The sequence below is a fragment of the Frisingicoccus caecimuris genome (assembly GCF_004340975.1).
In the GTDB taxonomy this organism is placed as follows: domain Bacteria; phylum Bacillota; class Clostridia; order Lachnospirales; family Lachnospiraceae; genus Frisingicoccus; species Frisingicoccus caecimuris.
Map to the genome: position 1 here is coordinate 360,466 of NZ_SLXA01000001.1, position 19,363 is coordinate 379,828.

Genomic DNA, 19,363 nt, shown 5'->3' on the forward strand with positions numbered 1-19,363 from the left:
ACACCACCCTTTGATTTAGATAATTTCCAGTTTTTTCAAAAGTTTCTTTGTCGGCAATCCATGACTATCCCATCCCCGGGCATGATAATAAACTTTCTTCAATTTTTCCAACGGCACTTTGGATGTCGGATCTTTCGGGTCCTGCAATGTTTTCACAAGCCGGGACGGCAGAGCATCTTTATTGGCATTCACCCCAAACCTCCGGTTTATTTCTCTTTCCAGATTATATCCCCGTTCACCGCAGCGCATATAATGTCCAAATGTCATTTTCATACCTGTAGCATATTCAAAACCTTTCGTATGATGGAACACAGGCAGATGAAGTTTTAACATTTCCGGATATTTGTTCATCAGCCGGACCACAGCGCCGCAATATGGCAAGACTCCGTTGACCAGCTTTACATACCAGCTGTTCGGATGCTTCAAAAGCGGTGCCGGGAAAAAGGCATAGCTTGTAAACAGACATTGACCGGAAGCTGATATCATTTCCATCAAATCCTGGAACATCATTGTAAGATCGGCTTTTCCATGATAGGTCGTCTGATTGATCGATAGACCGAGACCCTCCAGAATAACAAGATAACCACCATTTAAATGGCATCCGCCCCGGTTGCTGACCGCATATCCAAGCCCCAGACCTACCGCCTTTCTCGGTTCATATGCCGCCAGCTCCATTCCTTTTGCATGGATGGCGAATTCTTTGCCGCCGTACTTTTCAGACAGCCTCTTACTGCCCTCAGCCAGTTCATTTCCGATTCCCCGACGATAGGCAATGTCCTCAAATATTTTGGAAATTCCTTCAATCTCCGAAAACTTCAACCCATTGTCCCACAACCCCTTTTCATTGGCTTCCATAGCATAGGACAGGGTATTTGCCGCTGAAATCGTATCCATTCCCAGTTCGTCCAGCTCATAATTCCATTTCAACACGGCTTCCAGATCATTATTTAATATACCACCGCCAAGCAACACCAGTGTTTCCAGTTCCGGCCCCTTCACCGGTCTTCCATCAATTTCCACCGTACGTGCACACCGAATGGGACATGTGAGACAGCCTTTATTGACAATATTGTATTTTTCCGCCAAAACCTCGCCGCTGACCTTTTCAAAATCCTCATACTGACCGCGGCTGTAATTTTTTGTAGAGAGCATTCCCCTCATCTGCATCGAACTGACAAGCCCGGCCGTCCCAAGTCTCGGAAGCTGGTCTCCGGTCAACGGGTGCTTTCTCAAATATTTAAACCATTTTTTCGTATGGGCGATCATCTTATCCTTATCATAAATCGGAATTTCCTTTGTGCCGCTGACGCAGACCGCTTTCAGGCGCATCCAGCCCATAACAGCCCCGGTACCGCCCCGTCCCGACACCCGGTCATTGGAAACGATGCTGGAATACAAGACCAGGTTTTCTCCGGCCGGCCCGATACAAATTTTCCCGTTTTTTCGTACACGGCCGTTTTTCATACGAAGCTTATCATCCAAAGTCTCCTGTGTACGGGTCGTTTTCATTCCCCATAAATCATCGGCATTATGGAATTTTACACTGTCATTTTGAATTTCAATCCAGGTCTTTTCCTCACACTGTCCGGTGAGAATCAGTGCGTCCAGCCCCGCCTTTTTCAGATAATAACCAAAATGACCGCCGCAATTTGACGATGTAATATATCCGGTCTGCGGTGACACGGTGGAAATATTAAAGCGACTGGCGCTCGGCGCCCCGGTACCTGTCAGCGGGCCGGTTGTGACCACCAGAAGGTTTTCCGTTGAAAATGCCTTTTCCGTCCCCTTTAAATGATCCCCCAGAATTTTGGCTGCCATGGTTTTGCTGCCGATAAACAGCTCTCTTTCTCTGTCAGAAAAGGGATACTCAGACACTTCCTTTGTCGTCAGATCAATTTTCAAAACTTTCCCCATATAACCCCCATATTGTGTAGCCATACCATCTCACCTCTTTCTCTATTCTATTACATAGCTACCCATGAAAAATCGCTGTTTAACATATCTACAAACAGCACTTTACGGTGCAGCAGTTCTCTGCTCCCTGTAGCAAACTTGATCACTTCACCAACCTGTAGGGCTGCCACAGCGCTGACCGTCGGCATAAGCGCTGTCACTTTCTGTTCTTTTCTGTGCATATACAGTTGTTCCAAAACCCTGTCTCCCGGAAAAATCGTTGTTACCTGACCGTACCAGCCTTCCACAGCTCCATGGACCAGAGGAATGTTTAATTCATCCATTAATTTTTCAAGATAAACCTTAGTCTCCATATCATCGACACAGTCCACCACAATGTCCGCCTCTGACACAAGCTCTTTTCCATTATTTCCATTTAAAAAAGTTTCATATGTTGTTATATCTATTTGTGGATGAATATCCAGAAGCCCGGCTTTCAGTACTTCCACTTTGGAGCGACCCACCGTCGAATCCGTGGCATAGAGCTGACGGTTAAAATTACTGTACTCCAATACATCCTTGTCAACCAAAATCAACTGCTCAAATCCACTGCGCACAAGTTGATGGGCCACCATTTGTCCCAGTGCACCGACACCGATGATGGCAACTTTCGTCTGCCGGATCTGCCCGGCCTGGGGCAATGTAAAGAAGTCCATATTTTTTTCAAACAAAACCTCATCCCCATTTCTATACCAGTCAAATAAAACAAATCTGTCCACATTCTTCACAGCCATAGCCGCCCAACATGTCCAGCCGTTTCTTGAAGGCTTCTCCCTTCAGAACATGAATAAATTCTCGGACAGCCGGAAGCTCCAGATATTTCTCATAAGTCACAAAATCATATTCTTCAAAGCCCACCTCGATGAAATCCAGATCCAGTGCTTTTGCACAGGAATAAATGCCCATGCCCACATCCGCATTATCCTTTTGAACGGCCACGGCCACACTCATGTGTGTCGCTGCTTCATATTCATATCCTGAAATATCTTTTTTAGAAATCCCCTCTTTTTTCAACAGATAGTCGAAGAGCACCCGGGTTCCGGCGCCCCGCTGCCGATTGATATATCGTACTCCGTGCATTATATCATGGATGCTTTGAATATTTAACGGATTCCCCTTTTTTACAATAAATCCCTGACGCCTTCGAACGCCTTTAATAATGACCATCTTCTCATTCGGAAACATCTCGCGGGTAATCGCTGTATTATAACTGCCATCCTTCTCATCCAGCAGATGGGATGGTGCCATATGGGCTTCTTTTTTCTGCAGGGCTATCAGCCCGGCCATTGAACCCACATGGGTTGAAGAAAGACATGTGTCCCGTCCTTCTTCCATCATTAAATCATTGATGACATCCAATATCAAATCATGACTTCCGATAAGTACCAGGGTCTTTCGAATCTGCTCCATGTCCTTCACAAGTTTTACCTGAATATTTTCATGGGCCAGGATTCCCTCTTTATCCTGAGGAATAACGCAAAAGCCATCCGCCCGTACAAGGGACATGGATGCGCCTGCTCCCCGTTCCAAAGGCGAAGCCACCAGCTCATTTTCCACAATTCCAAGCTTCACACGGACATACTCTTCATATTTCAGGCCGGACATCAGTGTCTTTGACAATTTTGCCGTGACCTGTTTTTGCTGCCTGACGAAACCTCCCGTCCTGCAGTACATATTCATGACAGGGAGGACAAACTCGGTAAATGTCAGATAAGAAGATACGGGATATCCCGGCAGACCAATGACCGGCTTATTCTGTATTTTACTTAAAATCACCGGTTTTCCCGGTTTAATAGCCACCCCATGGGTATATACCTCGCCCAGTTCCTGAATCGCATGAATCGTATAATCATCCCGCCCCGCGCTGGAACCGGCATTAATGATCACCATATCACACTCGCTGACGGCTTCGGTCAGCTTTTGCCGGATCAGTTCCAGATCATCCGGCAAAATCGGATAACGGTGTCCGATACCATCATTTTCCGTGACCAGATTTTCAAACATCCAGGAATTGGTTTCTATAATTTTCCCATCTTCCAATGGTTCCGTATATTCAATCATCTCATCACCGGTCGGAATGATTCCGACCACCGGTTTTTTTATCACTTCAATTTCTGTAATTCCCGCAGATATAAGCACGGAAATGTCAATAGCCCGTATCCTGTGACCGGTTGGGAGTATCATTTCTTTAGCTACAATGTCCTCCCCTATGGCCCGCACATGGGCAAAGGGATGGGTCGGGGCAATAATTGTATATCCCTCGCCGTCTTCCGTTTCGATCAAATCTTCTGCCATGATTACCGCATCATAGGGCGGCATGATCATATCACCTGTGTCCACATCCAGATAGTCTTTTTCATAGATCAGTCTCAGCGGATGGCTTTCCGAAGCCCCCTTTGTATGAGCGCTGATAACGGCGATTCCATCCATGGCACAGGAATTATAGGACGGACTGGAATATCTGGCATATACGGCCTCTGCAGTGATACGTCCAAGACTATGAATAACAGAAATCCGCTCCCTTCCCGGTTGAATATGAGAAAATGCCTCTAAAAAACGGGATAACGCCGTTTCCTTCTCCTGAACATTTAAATACAAATTTCTTTTCATCACAACACCTCTACCCAAACAAGTGCACCTTTATTCAGGCCCTCCTGGTTTCTCGGTATCCGCACATAACCATCGGCTCTGCCAAGAGCCCTGATACTTCCTGATTTGGCATGGATTGGCTTTGCTATCAAACCATCCGCTCTACGGACCAGCTGCACGGGCAAACAGGTTTCCCGTCCCTGATTACTGGAAACATTTTCACTGATTCTCGCCATATAAGGCAGAGGCATCTGCAGCCCGCTTTTTTCGCAGTACCAGTGAATGACCACCAATCGAAACATCAGCATCGCTGCCATCGGATGTCCCGGAAGTCCTGCGATTACTGTGCAGTTTTCCCGGTCATAAGCCAAAATCGTCGGTTTCCCCGGCTTTATGGCAATTCCATGGGTAAATACATTTCCCGTAAGCTCCTCCAATACCTTTTTGGTATAGTCTTTATTGCCCTTCGAGCTTCCACCGGATAAAAGAACGATATCGCTGTCTTTCGTCGACCGAGACACCGCCTGTAATATTTCTTTTTCATCATCTCTCACGAGAAGCCGTCTTCGGACAGTCATACCCATCCGTCGTGCCTCTGCCGTCAGCGCGTAAGAATTAATATCACGGATTTTGGATGCCGTCAGGGGTTCTCCAATATCCGCTAATTCATCTCCGGTAGAGATGATTGTCACCACCGGGGGCACGTAAACTTCAATATCACAAATACCAAGAGCTGCCATCATTCCGACATCTTTCGCATTAATCTCCCGCCCTCTTTGAATCAGGCAATCCCCGACCGCCATATCTTCTCCGATCTGAATAATATTTTCATCCTCACTGACCGCTTTATACCCGATGATTTTTCCGTCAGCATACTGTTCCGTATACTCCAGCATCAGAACAGCCGTTGCTCCGTCAGGCACCATAGAGCCAGTCTGCACCTGAACCGCTTCTCCCGAATCCACTGTCATTAACGCCTGTTCTTCAATATTCACATGGCCTGTCACCTGATAAAATGCCGGATTGGAATCACCGGCACCATAACTGTCTCCGGCTATGATCGCATAGCCATCCACCGTTGAACGTCTGAAAGGTGGTACATTCTCTTCCGCAATGACATCCTTTGCACAAATACATCCCAAAGCCTCCTCACAGGCAACCCTATGTATCTTTAATTCAAAATTCTTTGTTTCTTTATATAATTTTTCTCTGGCCTGAGTTAATGTATCCGTCTGTAAAAGTTCTATATTCAAATTAAAAGTTCCCCCTGAACAAATCTCTTTGTTTCTTCATTTTCCGAATGGGTAAAAAACTGCTCTGAACTGCAACATTCAACCAGTTTCCCTTTTTTTAATAAGATCACTTCTGCTGCCAGCCGTCTGGCCTGAGCCAGATTGTGTGTGACCATGACCATCGTTGTATTTTCGAAATGATTCATTTTCATGAGTATTTTTTCAATCTCACTGGTGGTATAAGGATCGATACTTGCACAGGGCTCATCCAGGAGCAGTAATTCCGGCTTAAATGACAAAGCTCTTGCCAAAGCCACTTTCTGCATTTCCCCCAGAGACAATTGATTTGCTTTTTTATTTAATAATGCTTCCAGGTTCAATTCTTGTGTAAGTTCTTGTGTCCTGGCCTCGATGGTTTCTTTAAAATACTTTCTGAGTTTCATCGGATAAGCTATATTCTTTTTGACAGTGGAACCAATTAAATAGGGCTCCTGAAATACGAGCGTCATATCCTTTTCCGGCACCTTTGTATCCCCATTATACAAAATCGTTCCTTCATCTTTTTGTATCAGATTCCCGATTAAATTTAATAAGGTAGACTTACCTGCACCATTTGGTCCGACGATGGCCGTAATCTTCCCTGTCTTGATGGTCAGTCTCTCAATATCCAGCACCATAACGCCCTCATAGGTTTTTTTCAATTTTTCAATCTCTATTTTCATTGATCATCCGTTCTTTTCTCCCTGAAAATGATAAAGGATTGTATTGACCACAAAGGAGATGAGCAGCAAAATAATTCCTACAGCCAGAGCTCTTTCATATTCACCCATGCCCTTCAGCTGAGAAATATAGGTAGTCATAACCCGGGTCTTGCCATCAATGTTTCCGCCCACGATCATGACCGCTCCAACTTCTGAAATTGCTCTTGAAAATCCGGACACCAGAGCTACCACAAGGCCGCCGCGCAGTTCAAACAGAAACAGCCCCATTGTCTGCACGGAGTTCGCTCCTAGGGTTTTCGCCAGCCGCCGTATCTTGTCCTGCTTTTCTCCGGCTGCATTGATCGTCAGGCCCATAATAATCGGCAAAATCATCAAAATCTGTGCAATAATCATGATTGTCACCGTATAATTCAGCCTTAGACTTCCCAGCGGTCCCCGACGCATAAACAATATATACACCAGAAGCCCGCAAAGCACTGGCGGCATTCCCATCAATGTGTAAATCAGTCGCATAAGGAAATGTTTCAGCGGAAACTGATATTTTGATGTCAAAATACCAAGAAATATCCCCAACACCCCTGCCACGAACAGGGATGTCAGCGATACTCTCAAAGATAATAAAACAACTTCAAATACTTCGGCATCTAAAGAAAATATAAGCCGAAAAGCCTCTTTGATGCCTTCAACAATAATGTTCATGCTTACTGAGCATTTGGTGTAAATAACGGAGCGCCATATTTTTCCACTCCATATTCGCCAATCAGCGTCTGTGTTTCTTCGGATACGATCCAATTTTGGAATGCTTTTGCCCCTTCATGATTAATCCCATCATTTTTCTCCGGATTTACACAGATAACACCATACTGATTATACAAAATACCGCTTTCATCTTTTTCACAGACAATCATCAAATCCTCATCCAGTGCAAGATTCAGCCATGTGGCTCTGTCCGATAACGTATAGGCCAGTGTTTCATTGGCCATCTCAAGAACGGCTCCCATGCCCGCACCGGCTTCCACATACCAGTCGCCGTCCGGTTCAATGCCGCATTTTTCCCAAATAGACAGTTCCTTCTTATGTGTACCGGAATCATCGCTTCTGGAAATAAAGGTGGATTCCGTGTCACTTAATATCTGAAATGCTTTAACAGCATCATTCGCTGCCTCCGCATAAATACCCGCGGGATCAGCCTTTGGTCCGATCAAAACAAAATCATTGTACATAACATCTTTTCTTCCGTCTTCGTCTGCATGTCCCGCCTCAACAAAAGCTTTTTCAGCTGCCGGAGAATGAACCAGAAGCACATCAGCCTCACCATTTTCCCCCATCTTCATAGCCTCGCCGGAACCTACGGAAACAACATCCACACTATAGCCTGTGGCTTCCTCAAATACAGGAAGAATCTCATCTAATAAACCGCTGTCCTTCGTACTCGTTGTCGTTGCAAGAATCAATGTACCTTTATCTTCAGCCGCTTCTGCACCAACGCTTTCCGTCTCTGTGCTTTCTGCTGCCGTTGCCTTCGTATCCGCCTCAGTTTCATTTGACCCACCTGTTGTTTTACTGCATGCACAAAGCATCAACGCACATATACACAAAACCAACCATATTTTTTTCATAAATACCCTCCTCATTTTTAATAAGTAATAAACTATTTTAATTTTATCTTATTATATACCACAGTGAAAGTCAATAAAAGTTAATGATTTGACGTTGTGTTTTTTGGTTATTTTGTACTATTTCTTTCCCCCTCAAACCATTTTGTTTTTAATTGCGACAGCTATATTTGTACTGTATAATAAATTTGTACATGAATAGTTTATATGTCAACGTATACAATAACTGGAAAATGGGGTTTTATCCGTGCCACCATCATACATCGCCACCTGCAGATAACTGCGATGAAATGAATTGTAAGTCATCAAAACAAATGCATTTGTAGAATAATGCTTATTTCCCCGCTTTATTAAAAACCTCCAGATTAATAAATTTTTCTTTGCCAGATCACAAGTACACCCAATTCCTTCCTAAGAATTATAATGGCCAACCGTATGCCGATACATCTTGTCACACAAAGAGTTAATTTCAACCTCAGTCACTACCTCTTCTAGCCCTACATAAGTCTTAATCATAGTAACGGTTAGTACCTTCAAGTTTCAATTCTTTTAACACAAATGAATCTGCGGGTCTGACCATCCCTGACACCTAGATATAGGTTTCATTTTCTTTTCCTTTTGTAGTAAGATAATAAGGACGTTGACCTCCTAGTGCTATATTTACAAAAATCACTACTTTTTCTTCGACAGATGCCAGCGTCACAATTGACGTGATTGTCAGAGTACAGCTATCACAAATTGCCGACGGAATTCAATCCATAATAAAAACATCATCCTGAGGAATTCCAGTTACCCTAAGCGTATCATCCTCACCCTCAAATACAATCTTTCCGCTACTCGCATTTGCAAACGCTACTATCTTCTGGTACTGCCCGTTTGAACTCAAAGTAGTGGGATTCTCCAATGTCATAAGATGCAGCTCTCTTTGTCCTTTATTTTTCGAAAAACCTTCTCCGCCTATCGCAAAAAACATTTTTCTAACTTACTTACATATCGTCAAATAAGTCACTTTTTCTTAAGGCAGAATCTAAAATCCGACTTTTCTCCTTTAACGAGAATAACCCTCTTTCCTCGTCTATTCTTTCCTGGCAATAGTCCAACACTTCTCCTTTATAATCTGTAAAATTGCTGATGACGTAAGCAGGCACTCCTTCCCCCAATAACTGTATAATCGCATATTTTGCCACCGCCCCCGCCTGCATATTACCTGTTATTTTCTTTAACATGATAAACATTTTTGTATTGTCCAATTCTTTGTCTACATTAAAATCATCAAAAAACAGCCTATTACTCTTAAGTCCATATTTTTCTAAATACCCTTTTCGGATTTCTCTGTATTTTTTCATCTGCATAGCCAGTCCATCAGGTAAATGTACTCTATAATTGTTAATTACCAAATCATTTAACTGATCGTTATAGTCTTTTATCTTTAACTTCCGAATGGCATCATTTTTCAATCCATAAAACAAAACCAATTTCACAATTAAAGCTGAAATATAATTCGAATAAACTCCTTTTTTCTTTTCTAATAACTTCTCGTTGTCTATGCCATCAATTATTTTATCACATTCTCTTAGAATGCTTTTTGCTACTTCTGCTTTAATCGGTTCCTGCTGATCTGACTCCAACAAATTCAACTCTCGTATTTTCTTTTCATACGCTTTTTTAAATTCCGCCTTTTTTTCAACCGTTTGAAAATAATCATTCGTTTTTCCATATTTATCAAAAAGGAAGCTATAAAAATTACCTATTACTGAATAGTAAATATCTACTGTTGCTCTGCTTTTGACATTTCCAGCTTTTACATAATACTCAACACTTTGTAACAGAACTTCTTTATCTGCTGTATTTAAAAAATAAATATAATTGGCTTTCGTTTCCCTGAGTTTTAAAAGTATAAAATCATAAAAAACACCTATTTTACTCCTATATGTTCTTCTCGTGCGTGGGTCATTCCCAATCTTTTTCATTAGTACATCCATAAATTCTTCAATTTCATCAAATAATTCCATTTTTTTATCCTTTCATTTGTTTTATCTACTCATTTCTTTATTTTCATTGTATCATGTGTTTAAATTTTCTACAATAGAATTTTTAAAAAGTCCGGTAAAGTTAAGTGTCCCCCAAAAATTAGACTAAAAATTTAATGATTATGAAGTAAGTTTTTTCATGGCAAAATATTCACTTGAATAAAAAATCAAATAGTTCTTGAATATTTATCTAGAAAAGAGAGTCCTAATCTTTTGGCAAAAAAAGGTCAGAAGAAATTATTAGATTCAAAAACAAAGAAAAAACACTGCCCAGACGATAAATGAAATAACAATAGACACAAATGGAGAACACGTCAAACAGCTAGAAGAATGAATTGTTGAAACTCAGAATAGAAAATACCTATTTAAAAGAACTATTTCTTTGGACTTTTAAAACAAGAAATGTACTATGGAAATACATGCTACAGTTTTGATGAACTGAACGAAGCTATTGAAAAATACATTGTGTATTACAACTAAAAACGTATTAAAGAGAAACTTGGAAGAGTCCTGTTGAATACATACTCTCAACCTTGCTGTATAAAGGTAGCATAGCAGCCATTAAACTGCTACGCTTTAAAAGTCTAGAGAGTGTGAAACTTTTTCTGTAAAATAGTATTTAGAAGGTTCTTCTATGATAAAATAAAAATCATAGGAGGGCCTTTTATTATGGCAAGACAAAAGAAACCTGTACACAGAGTACAAATGACAGAAGGAAAACGGAATATTATTCATCAGCTCTTGGAGGAATATGATATTCAGACAGCTGAAGATATCCAAGATGCATTAAAAGATCTTCTGGGCGGCACCATCAAAGAAATGATGGAAGCTGAAATGGATGAGCATCTTGGATACGAGAAATCCGAGAGTTCGGACAATGACGATTATCGCAATGGCTACAAGCGGAAACGTGTAAACAGCAGTTATGGAGCTATGGAGATCGAAGTTCCTCAAGACAGAAAATCTACTTTTGAGCCTCAGGTAGTAAAGAAGCGTCAGAAAGATATTTCTGACATTGATCAGAAGATCATCTCCATGTATGCAAAAGGGATGACTACAAGACAGATATCCGAGACGATTGAGGACATCTATGGTTTTGAGACATCAGAAGGATTTATTTCGGATGTTACAGATAAGATACTGCCACAGATCGAAGACTGGCAGAATCGTCCATTAGACGAGGTGTATCCAATCCTGTACATAGATGCAATCCATTATTCTGTTCGTGACAATGGTGTGATCCGCAAGCTGGCAGCCTATGTCATTCTTGGTATCAATACCGAAGGACGGAAAGAGGTATTGACAATCAGCGTAGGAGATAATGAGAGTTCGAAATACTGGCTCTCTGTGTTAAATGAGCTGAAAAATCGCGGTGTAAAAGATATCTTAATCCTCTGTGCAGACGGCCTTACTGGAATAAAAGAAGCAATTGCTGCAGCATTTCCGAAAACAGAATATCAACGATGCATCGTCCATCAGGTCCGAAATACTCTGAAATACGTTCCAGATAAAGACAGGAAAGCCTTTGCAACTGATTTAAAGACGATTTACCAGGCAGCTGATGAGAAAAAAGCGCTGGCTGCCCTTGAGAGAGTGACTGAGAAATGGACTCCTAAATACCCGAATTCAATGAAACGCTGGAAGGATAACTGGGATGCCATTTCTCCGATTTTCAAGTTTTTTGCAACCGTCAGAAAGGTCATTTATACGACCAATGCCATTGAATCGCTGAATTCCACCTATCGGAAACTCAACCGTCAAAGAAGCGTATTTCCGAGTGATACAGCACTGTTAAAAGCCTTGTATCTGACAACCTTTGAAGCAACCAAAAAGTGGACTTCCACAATCCGAAACTGGGGACAGGTGTATGGAGAACTAAGTATTATGTACGAAGGACGTCTTCCAGAATAGGCAATATCCCAACGTTAAAACAGGCGGCAGAACCGCCTGCTCTTGACATGCGTTTTAGTAACTGTTATATATAAACTAAGGGCGAAAAGCTGATTTTGCAAGCCTTTCGCCCATCATTATCATAGAAGAATCCTATTTACAGACTTTTCTTCATAGTCTCAAAGTCTAACTTTTTGGGGCCAACCCAAATGAGCAATATCTCCCTTCCGGACTTTTAAATATGCGAATTTCCAATTTTCTCATTATCTCTTTCCTCGAGCATATTTTCGATAAATATCCCGTATCCTTTGGTGGAGTCGTTGACGAAGACATGGGTAACGGCACCGATGATCTTGTTGTTTTGGATAATGGGTGAACCGCTCATTCCCTGGACAATACCGTTGGTGGTGTTTAATAATTCTTCATCGGTAATTTTGATGACCATATCCCGATTTTTACCGGAGCCGCCAAGTTCCAGGCTTTCGATCGCCACATCATAGTCTCTGACCTCGCCGTCGACGCAGCAACGGACGGTAGCCGGACCTTTTTCTACTTCATGTCGAAAACCTACCGGAAGTGCCTGGCTTTCGTCGTAAAGCCACACGTCGTCGGATAACGTGCCAAAGATGCCATTATCATTATTAGATTCGATTTTTCCCAAGATCTGACCATGTCTATAATCGATATTGCCGACCATTTCTCCCGGAACGCCATTCTGTCCTTTAACAATGGACAGGATATTCGACTGATAGAGCCGACCGCCGCTGATGTCGATTCTCTGACTTGTATCCACATCGGTAATACTGTGCCCCAGGGCTGCAAAGTTGTTTTTAGAATCCACATAGCTTAAAGTTCCGATTCCCTGTGCATCCTGCCGGATCCATACACCGATTTTATATTTCGAATCTTCGGTACGCACTGGTGTCACCCGCACTTCCACAGTCTCATCATTCCTCAAAATTTTTAAAAGCATGTCTCCACCATTCCATTGTTCCAGTATATCTGTCAGATCATCTATGGACTGTATCGGTTCGTTGCCGACCGCCAATATATAATCACCGCTTTGAAGGACATCTTCCGCCGGTTCCACCCGGTCGCCATCGTAAGTCGTTACTGTACCAGTGCCAAGGACCATCACGCCTTTGGTCCGGATATAAATTCCTACCGGCATTCCCAAAGGCATCAGTTTCATTTCATCGACCACGTCGACTTCCACATCTTTCAAATGAAATCCCATCCAGCGCAGTGAAAAATGGTATGTGCCTTTTTCTTCGATATTGACAGAAACCGGTTTATTTAAATTCAAATTTATCTGGTCCGACGGCACCTTCTCTCCATTTATACTGGCCACCGTCAGACTTTCCCCGTTCGCCTGCATTGTCAAAGGCAGATTGAAATTTAAAGTTTCTTCTTCTCCCACCGTCAGCTTCCAGACATCCGGTATGGATGTGTGGATGGTATAAGAAAGATAATACAAAAAAGCGCAGATATAGATTATAAACACAACGATGAGCCACCTGCGGTACTTTTTCCGATTCATCCTATCGCCTCCATACAAAAAATAAAGGATATACGAGCTGCGTACATCCTTCATAGTATGTGACATATTTAGTTTTTCAAACAGGTTTTTCTAAACTGTTCTGCCATTTTTTTCATTTCATCAGCACTATCTAAAATGGTTTGAGTGATTTCCACACCACCCATCAGGCGTCCCACTTCACGCACCTGTTCTTCTTCGGAAAGCTCACGAATCCGCGTCTGTGTCCGCTCGCCTTCCGCTGTTTTTTCAATCAGATAATGACTGTCCGCCATGGCAGCAATCTGCGGCAAATGGGTAATGCAAAGAACCTGATGGCTTCTTCCGATATAGGCCATCTTTTCAGCCACCTTCTGGGCCGTCCGTCCGCTGATTCCCGTATCGATCTCATCAAAAATCAACGTAGGAATTTCGTCAATCTCAGCAAGTACGGATTTGATACCAAGCATGATTCTGGAAAGCTCACCGCCGGAGGCTACCTGTCCGAGAGGCTTTACATCTTCACCCGGATTGGTGGAAACGAGAAATTCCACATCATCACTGCCGTTCTTTGTATATTTTCCCAACGGAGATATTTTTATCTCAAAACGTACCTGAAGAAAATTTAAATCTTTCAGTGAAGCTTCCATCTGTTTTTCCAAAACAGCCGCATATGCCTTTCGGATGCCACTCACCTCTCCCGACAGGGCTTTCATAACTTTTTCACTGGCAGAAAGCTTCGCTTTTGCTTCAGAGAGCCATTCATCATAGCCTTTCAGACGATCAAGCTCCTTCTGTTTTTCCGCCTGATAGTTTAAAATATCTTCAACGGTGGCTCCATATTTCGCCTTCAGACGATTGATCAGATCCAGTCGATCTTCCGTATCTCTGAAATCCTGCTCGTCAAAGGATAGTGTATCCATATATCCGGATAAATCCCGGTTAAAATCATTTAAAAGACTTTCAATATTTTCCAGTTGTTCACGGAGAAGGACAAGTTCCGGATCAAAGTCTTCCAGATTATAGAAATTTTTAAGTCCCCGTCCAAGCTGTTCACCGGCCGATGAAGCGTCATCATAACCTGTCCACTGATGTATCTGGGAAAGTCCCTCGATAATCTGACGTCCATGGGACATCTTCAGGTAATCGGCTTCGAGCTGCTCATCCTCTCCGACGGTCAGACGGGCATTTTCGATTTCCTCAATTTCAAATTCAATAAAAGCCATCTGTCGCAGACGCTGTTCATTGTCCATGGCATGATTTTCAAAAGCATCCTTCCAGTGCATATATTCCTGATAAGCCTTTGCCAGCCTCTCCTTTTTATCGCCTAATGGCTCTCGGATAAACCGGTCCAGAATGGTCAGATGTCTGGACCTATCCAGCAGGGACTGATGGTCATGCTGGCCATGAATATCCAACAAAAGCTGCCCGGCCCGGCGCACATCAGCAGCAGAGACAATTTCCCCGTTGATCCGGCTCACACTCCGGCCTGAGGTCATCCGTCGGGATATGATGACTGAATCATCCTCCACCGGAATCTCCATTTCTTTCAGTGTTTCCAGCACCCGTTCATCCGATACAGAAAAAAACAGCTCTGCCAGGGCATAATCGGCCCCTTTACGAATCATATCCCGGGATATACGACCGCCAAGAGCCATATTTACTGCGCCCATAAGGACAGATTTACCCGCACCGGTCTCACCGGTCAGAATATTCAGATGATTTTCAAAATTCATCTCCACTTCATCGATTAATGCCAGATTTTTTACATGTACACTTAAAAGCATTTTATCTCCTATTTCAACATCTGATTAATTTTTTCCATCACCATATGAGCATCTTCATCGCTGCGAAGGGCACACATGATCGTGTCATCTCCGGCAATGCATCCGACCACACCCGGAAGTTCCATATGATCAATGGCCACCGCCACTGCCATGGCCATCCCTGTCACCGTTTTAATAACGATCAGGCTCGTAGCAACTTCTTTTGAAATGTAGCCTTCCTTTAAAACTCTGGAATATTTGTCGGTCATCTCCATGGTTGGTTTAATGAAAGCGACATATTTCTGACGTCCGTTACTGCCCGAAACCTTAGATAATTTAAGTTCGCGGATATCCCGTGAAATAGTGGCCTGAGTGACCGAAAAGCCGCTTTCATTTAATCGGTCTGCCAGCTCTTCCTGGGTTTCAATATCATATTTATCAATTAATTCCAAAATTTTTGCATGCCGTTTTGATTTCAAATCTAACACTTCCCTTCCGCATTATTATACATTTTTCATTTTATTGCGTAATATATCGCAGAAGCTTTTCTGACGTATATTTACAATCGGCACCTTTGTACTTGCCTGCACGATCTCCACCACATCTGAGGATTCCAGTTCCCATACCGTCTGACCGTCATAAGTGACCAGAGCTTCCTCCTTCTGAGTCTTACGCCTTCGGCCTACCTCAATCTTTATCTTTGCCTGAGCTGAAACGACAACGCTCCGGGCCGATAAAGAATGGGGACAGATCGGAGTAATGATCATCATTTCTGTTTCCGGGAAAACCACCGGACCGCCGGCCGAGAGATTATATCCCGTCGACCCCGTCGGCGTAGAAACGATCACGCCATCAGCAGCATATATATCCAATAATTGATCATTCACATATATTTTTAACTCTACCAGTCGTGAGAAACCAGAACGGGTCACAATGACATCATTAAAAGCAATACTTTTCTGGAGTCTCCGCCCCTCCCGATAGACCTGGCCAAGGAGCATGATTCGCTGCTGTATGCTGAATTTTCCATCGATCAGAGCATCAATACCGTCATGAAGTCCATCCACATCGATAGCCGCCAAAAATCCCACCGTTCCCATATTGACGCCGACCATCGGAATATCCAGCCCGGCAAAATCCCGAACTGTCTGAATAAATGTCCCGTCACCGCCAAGTACAATGACACAGTCCACGTCCTCCTGCAATTTACTCATATCCGTATAACCGGTCTGAAGCGGGTCGGTACCCACCAATGGTTCCGCCAGATGACATGTACAATCTCTGGATTCAATATATTTTTTGATTTCCTTTGTAACCCTCAGTTCCCTGTCCTTGTCCTGATTTGTCACGATTAAAAATTTATCCATCCGTTTCTCCTGTTACAGCGAAGCATGGGACTGCTCCACTACTCGTCCCACATCTACCGATTCATGGACCGGTACCTCATTCTCCGGCCGTTTTTCAAGATAAATCAAATACTCAATATTGCCCTCCGGACCTTTGATCGGTGAATAGTCCAGACCAAGCACCTTAAAATGAAGTCTGTCAGCAATGCCAATGACTTTTTCAATCACTTCGATATGTACGGCCTTATCCCGGACAACGCCTTTTTTTCCTACTTTTTCCCGTCCGGCCTCAAACTGAGGTTTGATCAGACAGACCATATGACCGTCTTCCATTAAAAGATTTCTGGCTGCAGGCAGCACCAGCGCCAATGATATAAAGGAAACATCCACCGATGCAAAAGCTACTGCCTCGCCAATATCCTCAGGCGTCACATAGCGGATATTGGTCTTTTCCATACTGACGACCCGTTCATCCTGCCGCAGCTTCCAATCCAGTTGTCCCCGGCCCACATCCACGGCAAATACTTTTACTGCTCCGTTCTGAAGCATGCAGTCCGTAAAACCACCGGTGGATGAACCGATATCCATACAGACCTTATCCCGGACATCCACTCCAAAAACCTCTATCGCTTTTTCCAGTTTATAACCGCCCCGGCTCACATATTTCATTGTATGACCTTTAATTTGTATGGACGCCTTTTCCTCATCAAAAGTTGTTCCGGCCTTATCCTCCCGCTGACCATTAACAAATACATTGCCGGTCATAATAATGGCTTTAGCCTTCTCACGGGAATCAGCCAGACGACGTTCCACTAAAAGCACATCCAGTCTCTTTTTCATAATAATACCTCAGATAAAATCTTTGCGGATATGGCCCACGGGTCCATTCCCATGGACGTCTTTAATTGAGCCACATTACCGTGTTCTACAAATACATCCGGAATACCCACATGTTTAACAAATACCGGCAGTCCCTTCGTCATATAATAATCGGACACTGCTTCGCCGAAGCCTCCCCGAAGTACATTTTCTTCCATTGTCACGATCATATTGTGCTTTTCCGAAAGTGCGTCCAGCATATCCGTATCGAGAGGTTTGATAAACCTGGCGTTGACCACCGTGGCTGCAAGCCCCGCCTCTGCCAGATAATCTTTCACCTGAATGGCCGTCTCCACCATACTTCCCACAGCTACCAGAGCCACCTGTTCGCCCTCATAAAGCATCTCACTTTTTCCACAGACAATCGGCGCCCGATGCTGCTGTTCGCCTTCATAGGCATCTCCCCGCGGATAACGAATGGCCAGCGGATGTCCGAAATTCAGTGAAAACTTCATCATATCATATAATTCATATTTATTCTTCGGTGCACAGATGGTCATTCCGGGAATGGACGCAAAAAAGGATAAGTCCAGGATTCCCTGATGCGTCTCCCCATCTGCCCCGACAATACCTGCCCGGTCAATACAGAAAGTTACCGGCAGATCCGGAATGCAGACATCGTGAATGATCTGATCATAGGCTCTCTGAAAAAAGGAAGAATAAATAGCCACATAAGGTTTTAAACCTCCGGCCGCCAGACCGCCGGCAAAGGTCACCGCATGTTCCTCCGCAATTCCCACGTCAAAAAAACGTCCCGGAAATCGTTTGGCAAATTTTGTCAGTCCCGTTCCCGACGGCATGGCCGCACTGACAGCGACAACCCGTTCATCCTTTGTGCCGAGATATTGAATGGCTTTAGAAAAAGCTTCCGTATAGGTAATATTCGGACTTTTGGCAATCTCACCGCTTTTCACGTCAAATTTGCCCACGCCATGAAATTCGGAAGGCCGGGTCTCCGCCGGTTCATAACCTTTCCCTTTTTGGGTAATAACATGGACAATGACTGCCTGCTTCTCCTTCTGAGCTGTCCGGATGACCCGGAGCAGCTGGTTCATGTTATGACCGTCCACCGGCCCCATATATTCAATTCCCAAATCCCCAAAAAATCCACCCGGAATCAGCCATTGCTTCAAAGAATCCTTTGACCGCTTCACGCCCCGGGCCACCGAATCACCGATGCCGGGAATCCGGCGAAGGGCCGTCTCCACATCCGACTTAAATTCCACGTAATTTTCATTGGTCCGGATCCGGTTCAAATACTGGCTCATCCCGCCCACATTTTCCGAAATGGACATCTTATTATCATTTAAAATAATAATTAAATTCGTATTCAGCCGCGCCGCATTATTCAGTGCCTCATAGGCCATACCTCCGGTCAGGGAGCCGTCTCCGATCACAGCCACGACCGTATAATCCTCTCCGGTCAATTCTCTGGCCCGGACATAACCCAGCGCCGCCGAAATCGATGTGGAGCTGTGGCCCGTATCAAAGGCGTCACACTGACTTTCCCGATGTTTCGGGAAACCACTCATGCCGCCATAAGAACGGAGACCGGCAAATTCTTCTTTCCGTCCTGTCAAAATCTTATGGGTATACGCCTGATGTCCCACATCCCAGATAATCTTGTCTTTCGGTAAATCCAGACAAAGGTGGAGAGCCATCGTCAATTCAACAACACCCAAATTCGAAGCCAGATGTCCGCCTGTTTCGCTGACTGAATGTATAATAAACTCTCTGAGTTCTTCCGCCAGAGCATCATACTGAGACGGATCAATTTTTTTTATATCATTCGCCTGTTTAATCTGCTCTAATATCGCTGACATA

15 protein-coding genes and 1 pseudogene are annotated in these 19,363 nt (G+C 43.6%); 2 read left to right on the forward strand and 14 right to left on the reverse strand.

What is annotated here, in order from left to right; genetic code table 11:
• Positions 1 to 15: 15 nt before the first annotated feature.
• From EV212_RS01795 to EV212_RS01830, 8 genes are all read right to left on the reverse strand, one after another.
• The gene (locus EV212_RS01795; RefSeq protein ID WP_132087956.1) at positions 16 to 1,938 is read right to left on the reverse strand and encodes an aldehyde ferredoxin oxidoreductase family protein; all 1,923 of its coding nucleotides are present in this window, start codon (positions 1,936 to 1,938) and stop codon (positions 16 to 18) included.
• Between the two features lie 26 nt (positions 1,939 to 1,964).
• Positions 1,965 to 2,687, reverse strand: a complete 723-nt coding sequence (locus tag EV212_RS01800) for a HesA/MoeB/ThiF family protein (protein ID WP_132087959.1) — start codon at positions 2,685 to 2,687, stop codon at positions 1,965 to 1,967.
• Positions 2,650 to 4,563 (reverse strand): molybdopterin biosynthesis protein, encoded by a 1,914-nt coding sequence (locus EV212_RS01805; RefSeq protein WP_132087962.1) that lies wholly within the window; start codon positions 4,561 to 4,563, stop codon positions 2,650 to 2,652. Before EV212_RS01805 ends, EV212_RS01800 begins: the two co-directional genes overlap by 38 nt.
• On the reverse strand, positions 4,563 to 5,795 hold the full coding sequence (locus EV212_RS01810) for a molybdopterin molybdotransferase MoeA (protein WP_132087965.1): 1,233 nt from the start codon (positions 5,793 to 5,795) through the stop codon (positions 4,563 to 4,565). Before EV212_RS01810 ends, EV212_RS01805 begins: the two co-directional genes overlap by 1 nt.
• Positions 5,792 to 6,496 (reverse strand): ATP-binding cassette domain-containing protein, encoded by a 705-nt coding sequence (locus EV212_RS01815; protein ID WP_132087968.1) that lies wholly within the window; start codon positions 6,494 to 6,496, stop codon positions 5,792 to 5,794. The genes EV212_RS01810 and EV212_RS01815 overlap by 4 nt, the downstream gene beginning before the upstream one ends.
• A 3-nt stretch (positions 6,497 to 6,499) precedes the next feature.
• Complete coding sequence (locus tag EV212_RS01820; RefSeq protein WP_132087971.1) at positions 6,500 to 7,195, reverse strand: ABC transporter permease; 696 nt, start codon at positions 7,193 to 7,195, stop codon at positions 6,500 to 6,502.
• 2 nt (positions 7,196 to 7,197) lie between these two features.
• Entirely contained in the window at positions 7,198 to 8,115 is a 918-nt protein-coding gene (locus EV212_RS01825; RefSeq protein ID WP_165873261.1) for a substrate-binding domain-containing protein, read from the reverse strand.
• 983 nt (positions 8,116 to 9,098) lie between these two features.
• Complete coding sequence (locus EV212_RS01830; RefSeq protein ID WP_132087977.1) at positions 9,099 to 10,124, reverse strand: hypothetical protein; 1,026 nt, start codon at positions 10,122 to 10,124, stop codon at positions 9,099 to 9,101.
• A gap of 408 nt (positions 10,125 to 10,532) precedes the next feature.
• Here EV212_RS01830 and EV212_RS13995 point away from each other — a divergent pair.
• A pseudogene (locus EV212_RS13995) lies at positions 10,533 to 10,622 on the forward strand (IS3 family transposase); the annotation flags it as partial.
• Between the two features lie 189 nt (positions 10,623 to 10,811).
• On the forward strand, positions 10,812 to 12,053 hold the full coding sequence (locus EV212_RS01840; protein WP_132087980.1) for an IS256 family transposase: 1,242 nt from the start codon (positions 10,812 to 10,814) through the stop codon (positions 12,051 to 12,053).
• A gap of 214 nt (positions 12,054 to 12,267) precedes the next feature.
• Here the strand turns inward: EV212_RS01840 and spoIVB are convergent, their stop codons facing one another.
• The 6 genes from spoIVB to dxs all read right to left on the reverse strand — a co-directional run bounded on the left by spoIVB (position 12,268) and on the right by dxs (position 19,362).
• A complete protein-coding gene (spoIVB, locus tag EV212_RS01845) occupies positions 12,268 to 13,572 on the reverse strand; it encodes a SpoIVB peptidase (protein WP_165873262.1) in 1,305 nt (434 codons plus the stop codon).
• A 68-nt stretch (positions 13,573 to 13,640) separates the two neighbouring features.
• Complete coding sequence (gene recN, locus EV212_RS01850; protein WP_132087986.1) at positions 13,641 to 15,335, reverse strand: DNA repair protein RecN; 1,695 nt, start codon at positions 15,333 to 15,335, stop codon at positions 13,641 to 13,643.
• Between the two features lie 8 nt (positions 15,336 to 15,343).
• Positions 15,344 to 15,793 carry an arginine repressor gene (locus EV212_RS01855; protein WP_132087989.1) on the reverse strand — a complete coding sequence of 150 codons (450 nt, stop codon included), beginning with the start codon at positions 15,791 to 15,793 and terminating at the stop codon, positions 15,344 to 15,346.
• A 24-nt stretch (positions 15,794 to 15,817) separates the two neighbouring features.
• A complete protein-coding gene (locus EV212_RS01860) occupies positions 15,818 to 16,681 on the reverse strand; it encodes an NAD(+)/NADH kinase (protein WP_132087993.1) in 864 nt (287 codons plus the stop codon).
• 12 nt (positions 16,682 to 16,693) lie between these two features.
• Positions 16,694 to 17,500, reverse strand: a complete 807-nt coding sequence (locus EV212_RS01865; protein WP_132087996.1) for a TlyA family RNA methyltransferase — start codon at positions 17,498 to 17,500, stop codon at positions 16,694 to 16,696.
• Positions 17,497 to 19,362: a 1-deoxy-D-xylulose-5-phosphate synthase gene (gene dxs / locus EV212_RS01870; protein ID WP_132087999.1), complete on the reverse strand. Its 1,866-nt coding sequence runs from the start codon at positions 19,360 to 19,362 to the stop codon at positions 17,497 to 17,499. Before dxs ends, EV212_RS01865 begins: the two co-directional genes overlap by 4 nt.
• Position 19,363 lies beyond the last annotated feature (1 nt).

Coding starts and splice junctions, on each gene's coding strand:
- EV212_RS01795 (WP_132087956.1), bottom strand. CDS start 1,938: ATGGCTACACAATATGGGGGTTATATGGGGAAAGTTTTGAAAATTGAT.
- EV212_RS01800 (WP_132087959.1), bottom strand. CDS start 2,687: ATGGCTGTGAAGAATGTGGACAGATTTGTTTTATTTGACTGGTATAGA.
- EV212_RS01805 (WP_132087962.1), bottom strand. CDS start 4,563: ATGAAAAGAAATTTGTATTTAAATGTTCAGGAGAAGGAAACGGCGTTA.
- EV212_RS01815 (WP_132087968.1), bottom strand. CDS start 6,496: ATGAAAATAGAGATTGAAAAATTGAAAAAAACCTATGAGGGCGTTATG.
- EV212_RS01820 (WP_132087971.1), bottom strand. CDS start 7,195: ATGAACATTATTGTTGAAGGCATCAAAGAGGCTTTTCGGCTTATATTT.
- EV212_RS01825 (WP_165873261.1), bottom strand. CDS start 8,115: ATGAAAAAAATATGGTTGGTTTTGTGTATATGTGCGTTGATGCTTTGT.
- EV212_RS01830 (WP_132087977.1), bottom strand. CDS start 10,124: ATGGAATTATTTGATGAAATTGAAGAATTTATGGATGTACTAATGAAA.
- EV212_RS01840 (WP_132087980.1), top strand. CDS start 10,812: ATGGCAAGACAAAAGAAACCTGTACACAGAGTACAAATGACAGAAGGA.
- spoIVB (WP_165873262.1), bottom strand. CDS start 13,572: ATGAATCGGAAAAAGTACCGCAGGTGGCTCATCGTTGTGTTTATAATC.
- recN (WP_132087986.1), bottom strand. CDS start 15,335: ATGCTTTTAAGTGTACATGTAAAAAATCTGGCATTAATCGATGAAGTG.
- EV212_RS01860 (WP_132087993.1), bottom strand. CDS start 16,681: ATGGATAAATTTTTAATCGTGACAAATCAGGACAAGGACAGGGAACTG.
- EV212_RS01865 (WP_132087996.1), bottom strand. CDS start 17,500: ATGAAAAAGAGACTGGATGTGCTTTTAGTGGAACGTCGTCTGGCTGAT.
- dxs (WP_132087999.1), bottom strand. CDS start 19,362: ATGTCAGCGATATTAGAGCAGATTAAACAGGCGAATGATATAAAAAAA.